We start from the raw sequence: 5,444 nt of genomic DNA on the forward strand, positions 1-5,444 counted from the left end.
TGCGAAACTCATTACCCAACTGCGACGCGGCATGCAGGGACGACTATTGCCTATTGTCATCAGCCTCAGAAACCCTCTCTGGCGATTGACCTGCATCTGCCTCCTGCTTAACCCGAACTCACGTTAACTGGGGCGTTCTATTGAAGTGGCCGGTTTCAGGCTAAAGCCCATTCCCTTAGAGCCTGTTGGTTGAGGTTGTCCCACGCCATCGGTGACGGCATAGCTTTGAGCCAGTAGCCACAGCCAGAGAGCAGGAAATCGGGGTTCGATCCAGGGTTGCAGTTGAGCCACCCATTGAGGAAACCAGCTACTGAGCAAAGCACTGATAAAAGCACTGATGGTAAAGTCCAGATAACTTCCCAACCAGCGGAATAGGTCTTTGGGGCCAGCCAATTCCCAGATCCACAGAAGCAAAGAGGGATTTTGCCACGCGGCTTTCAGGGCCATGCGATTGAAGGATAGCCAGCTTACCCGATCTTTGATAAATGCTTCGGCCAGATCCGGCGGTTCTGAGGCCAGAATGCCAAAAAAGGTATTGAGCATGGAATTAATGCGTTCCGGCGGCAGGAATTTTCCGGTTGGTACCATCATCCCTTTGGAGAACAGCCAGGTAACGGCGATATTGCTCTGAAAAGCACAAATCTGATTCAGGTGCTTAGCAGTCAATAAGTCATGCTTCAGAGCCGTGTCGAGTAAATGGGTTAGGCGGGGTAGGTTGCGTACCAAGGAGCCGAATCCGGTGAAGATGAGGGGAGATTGGAGGGAAGCGGCATCACCGATCGCCACCAGCCGATCGAACGCGACCCGGCGATCGCGACTGCCCACACTGAAATGCCCCGGAATATAGCCAAAGGTGGGCTTTTTCCAGACCAGTTTGTCTACATCACAGCGACGATACTCCGGCAGGATCGTGAAAAAGTCCTCGTACATTTCCAGGAGCGAACCGGGATTGTCTGGATGCACCTGATGGTAATGGAACAGGTAAAACGTCAGTTCTTCCCCTTCTGCTGGAAATAGTTCCCAAATTAACTGTCGTCCCCGTGATATGTCTCCGTGACTGTTCAGCACATCGCCATACTGGACATCCCAAACTCCCGGTTCAAACCCACTGGCAACGACGGCTCCCACCGTGGGACAAACACTATCAAAGGTGCGGCCTCCGTTTAACTGCCATGCGATCGGAGAAGCGGTTCCCATCGCATCCACTAATAACCGTCCCTTGACCTGCTTAGTTTGCTGAGTGGGTAAATGCTGACAGTAAACAGTTACACTTTTTTCACCGACATCAACCCGCAAAAATTCCGTTTCATCCCAAATCTCTCCCCCGCTTTCTCGCAGCTTCTGTCCACACACCCGCAGCAACTTCTCTGCATCAATGGCCACATTTAAGACTGTGGGAGTATGCAGCACTGGGGCTTGCGCTTGCGGTGGATTATTGGCATCAAAAAACTTGTGGAACCCATCAATATATTCCCGTGCGATCACATCCTCAAATTCTGTGGGAGTAAACAGTCCCAGATCAATCAAGCTTTGAAACTCACTGCGAGAAATATTCCACTCCCGATTCATGCGGCCAAAAGGCAACCGCTCGATCAGCAGCACTTTGTAGCCTAAACGGGCCATGACAGCGGCGTGAATAACGCCAAGAGCGCCACCGAGGTAGATCAAGTCATAGGCGGGATTGGGGATCGGAGGGATTTTGGATTTCGGATTTTGGATTTTGGATTCTGGTGCCTGATTCCTGATTCCTAATTCTTGATCCCTAAGCCCTGCCCCCTGCTCCCCTTCCCTAAACACCACTTGCCTCGGCTGCTGTGGATTCCTCACGCTCTCACGCCAGCGTTGCTCCCACCAGTAAACCCGTTGCAGGTCGTACTCGCCGTTGGGCATGCTTTGGAAATATTTGACGGTTAAGGGATAGCGCTCGGCCAGGGCGGCAAAAAGGGACTGTCCGGGAGCGATCGCGGGAGGTTCAGGATATTGGTTCGGAAATTGTTCCCGAATCGTTTTTGTCAGGTATCGTAGAATGTCTTGTTCGTTTGGCAGGGATTTCTCGGCCCAGCGGAAGGCTTTGAGATAAGTCGTTCGTTGCAGCGACCAGACAAAGATGGCCAGTTCATCTGCTAAATCATTGGAGGTTTCAGAAATGGGGGATGGTCGAGATGTATTTCTGCAGAACAGGATACGAATCCCACTTGGGGTGGTGATTTTCTCACCGATACCGGGGTTAAATACATCCTGTAACCAGGTTACGACCGAGGCGGTGTCTGGTGTTGGGACTTCTATATATAGAATTTCCTGCATCAGCTTAGCTAAACTCCAATGGAATCTCACAAAAACTTTAGATTAAGAAGGGATTAATCTAGGCTAGACTCTCTAGCGATACGCTAAAAAACTTTATACCTTTCTCAGATTGATTTAACAATTAAAAATTTTCCAGTTTGCCCCCGTTAAATTCCGCCATGAAATATCCTATTCCAGTCAATTCCCAAGAAGTTGTAGCGCTCCGGCAAAACTCAGTCAATGAAGAGCTGATTGCCGCCGCGATCGCCGGAGTAATTAACGTTGCCCGTCTGAATGGCCAGTCTTTAGAAGACCTGAGAACCGAAATCCTGGCCGACGATGCCTTGTTAGATGCTCAACAGCGTCACTGGCTCAGTGAAGTCATCTCTGTCGCGTGGGAAAAACTCCCTTAACGTTAGACTCAATCATCATCAGTAGGATGGGCAGAGCTTGGCGTGCCCATTATCAGCCAGAATGCAGGATGAAACGTTTTTCTTTGCCCATCCTATGTTTTTCCAAGCCTGCAAGAAGTCTAGTATTAACATCAGAGGGATGAACGATCGCTCAAGCTTTCCCCCGATAAATGCTGACTTTTGCAAAAATTCTATCGCCATTAGTGATGCAACTTTTGTGCCAAAGGGGATGGCGTTGAGATCAACCTGGCAGTTAGGGTTGTAATTTGAAAATGAAACAGTTTTACCTTCTGCTCTGGCTTTGGCGACAAGGGCAGGATTTGCGGTACCCACGTGGATAAAGGCAAACTGAACATTTTTATTGTCACCCTTGAGCAACTGGACATCCTCTGAACCAGTGGTTGCTGGAAAGTCAATGAGTAGCTTGTCGGTTCCCACCAGATTCGCCAGTTGAGGATTGATGCGATCGATCATGGCACTGTCATTAATCAGCGGGGGAGCCCCACCTTTCACTGTCAGGGTTGGCAACTGATTTTCTGGCATCCTGTAGGCACGCGCGATCGACTTGTTGACGGAGACGATTCCTTTCAGCACGTCATCATGGTCTACCGAACCTCAGGCTTGAACGAACGCAAGCTGAGCTTTAGCAAGGCTTCCTCCGGAATCATATTGTTGGTTTTCCCTGCCTACACAGACCCAACGGTAATGATAGCTACTTCCTGCGGATCGATCGCCCGTGCCACGATCGCCCGATATTGGCCAATTGCATTGGCAGCCATAAGAACGGAACCTTTATAGCTTACCACGGACGTGAGTATCGGGTGATAATAATCCACCACTGGATCAACAATGATTCGTGAACGCCTGGATGATGAAAAGACTGTATGAGAAGGATTTCCTGCGGAGATTTTTCACAATTCCGACTCAGATTGCTATATGATACTCGCAGTCTAATCTCCTCAGCTTGTATCCAGGGATCCTGAACATTCAAGTGTTGTGCAAGACAAATTCATCGCAAGTCAGATAAATTGGAAATTATTGTTGAATTGAGTGAATTAGAAATGATATTAAAAATATTAAAAAAACTAAAAGTAACCAGATTGACTTAACCCTAAGAAGTGACTGGAATAGGTTTGATACTCGATTATTGAAATCTTTTTTGTTCTGTGCCAGCAGTGCTTTGTCAATCTTGACCATCCTTACCGGTACGCCTGCCTGGGCAGAAAAACCAGTATCGAGTTCCAACAACAGCGCCACCTCTGAACCGAATACCCCATTTGATCAGGAACTCGACCATCCAGCACGAACTCTAAAGCAGGCCAGTTTATTAGCCGAACCATCTGCTGAGCTATTAATTGAGTCGTCCAATTTTGCATCGCTAGAGCCATCCTTGTTATTGAATACGATCGCGCAGGCAGATGCTCCGACTCTCCAACCTTCCGACCCACAACCTTCCGATCCGCAGCCTTCCGCCCAGCCCCCTGAGTCCCCACCTTCTGACCCAAAGCCCTCCCAACCACTCCCTGAGCCTGCATCCAGCGATTCAGCCTATGGCACTGCCAGCGATCGCTGGCAGATTTCAGTGTCACCCTACTTTTTTGTTCCCCTACGTGTTCGAACCGATGCAACCCTAGCTGGGAGTACCTCATTCAAATTAGGATTGGGTGACATTTTGGACTTTGATCGTGCCTTTAATGCAAGCTTGCGGGTGGAAGCGTGGAAAAATCAATGGGGAGTTATTCTCGATGGCTTCTATATTTCTGCGAAGGACAGTGGCAAGCTGGGGGTGACGTTTCCATTCAGAACCTTGGAAGACCTTGGAATTAATGCCGCGATTAGAGCCAGTGCCAACGCCAGCCTATCTGTTCGCCAGGGAACAGTCGATCTGGCAGCCTCCTATCACGCCGTTGATACAACGCTAAGCGGTTCAGCATCGTCCAATCCCTTTCCTCGCCTAGTTGTTGCCCCTACCTTGGGAGTTCGTACCAACATTCTGAGTCAAAAACTTGAAATTGAGGATATCCGGATTGATCTGATTCCGTTCATCGGTAAGACAATTCCAATTAATCGAGATTTCAGCTTTTCGAAAGTTTTTCCTGAACCCATGATTGGTGCCCAGATCAGATTAGATTTATCCAGACATTGGGCAATGGGTATTCGGGGAGATGTATCTAGTTTTAACATCAACGTTGATCGCAACCTGACCTGGAATTTCCTTGCTGATGTTCGCCATCACTTTTCTCCCAGGGTATCGTTGCAACTGGGTTATCGCATCAATGATTTTGAATTTGAGGATGGCTTCTGGCCTGAGACGGGCCAGAGCCAATTTGCGTCAGAATGGGCTATTGCTCGGTGTTATATTTCGATTTTGAGGATTATTGGAACTGCTGGTTAGAAATGCCCTGTAGCAGCCCTAGAAAAGCATGATGTTCTTTACCTGGGAAATGCGAGAGTTTTGTATCGTTGATCTAGATGGCAACTTACTCAAAATGGGGCAGGTAGTTGAATCACGAAATCCATCCTAATTGCCCCTGGAAATCCTGCCAATCCTGATAGCCGTCTGACTCGCACTTCCGCCTTCTCGTAGCGTGGATGTTTGAGCGTACGAGTATCCTCATCTCAGGAAACTGCAACCTAGGTGTCCGTGAGCGATCGTGTTTGTAAGTTACTCATAGCTCAGCCCTCTTACCCGCAAGAGAAATATAAATTATTAAAAGGCTCTGTTTCCCTACCTAAATCCGTCGCAGT

Annotated in this window: 4 protein-coding genes; 2 read left to right on the top strand and 2 right to left on the bottom strand. The window is 48.6% G+C overall.

Annotation, left to right across the window (positions count from 1 at the left end):
- Positions 1 to 123: 123 nt before the first annotated feature.
- Positions 124 to 2,304 carry an NAD(P)/FAD-dependent oxidoreductase gene (locus tag ACUVQO_RS22270; protein ID WP_445928012.1) on the bottom strand — a complete coding sequence of 727 codons (2,181 nt, stop codon included), beginning with the start codon at positions 2,302 to 2,304 and terminating at the stop codon, positions 124 to 126.
- Positions 2,305 to 2,462: 158 nt separating this feature from the next.
- Here ACUVQO_RS22270 and ACUVQO_RS22275 point away from each other — a divergent pair, with 158 nt between their 5' ends.
- Positions 2,463 to 2,696, top strand: a complete 234-nt coding sequence (locus tag ACUVQO_RS22275; RefSeq protein WP_445928013.1) for a hypothetical protein — start codon at positions 2,463 to 2,465, stop codon at positions 2,694 to 2,696.
- Positions 2,697 to 2,714: 18 nt separating this feature from the next.
- Here the strand turns inward: ACUVQO_RS22275 and ACUVQO_RS22280 are convergent, their stop codons facing one another.
- Complete coding sequence (locus ACUVQO_RS22280; RefSeq protein ID WP_445928014.1) at positions 2,715 to 3,170, bottom strand: hypothetical protein; 456 nt, start codon at positions 3,168 to 3,170, stop codon at positions 2,715 to 2,717.
- Between the two features lie 715 nt (positions 3,171 to 3,885).
- Between ACUVQO_RS22280 and ACUVQO_RS22285 the strand changes: the two genes are divergently transcribed.
- On the top strand, positions 3,886 to 5,091 hold the full coding sequence (locus ACUVQO_RS22285; RefSeq protein ID WP_445928015.1) for a hypothetical protein: 1,206 nt from the start codon (positions 3,886 to 3,888) through the stop codon (positions 5,089 to 5,091).
- Positions 5,092 to 5,444 lie beyond the last annotated feature (353 nt).

The sequence above is a fragment of the Leptodesmis sp. genome (assembly GCF_052746595.1).

What these genes read in the sequence shown, in the direction of transcription:
- ACUVQO_RS22270 (WP_445928012.1), bottom strand. Translation starts at nt 2,304, where the DNA reads ATGCAGGAAATTCTATATATAGAAGTCCCAACACCAGACACCGCCTCG.
- ACUVQO_RS22275 (WP_445928013.1), top strand. Translation starts at nt 2,463, where the DNA reads ATGAAATATCCTATTCCAGTCAATTCCCAAGAAGTTGTAGCGCTCCGG.
- ACUVQO_RS22280 (WP_445928014.1), bottom strand. Translation starts at nt 3,170, where the DNA reads ATGATCGATCGCATCAATCCTCAACTGGCGAATCTGGTGGGAACCGAC.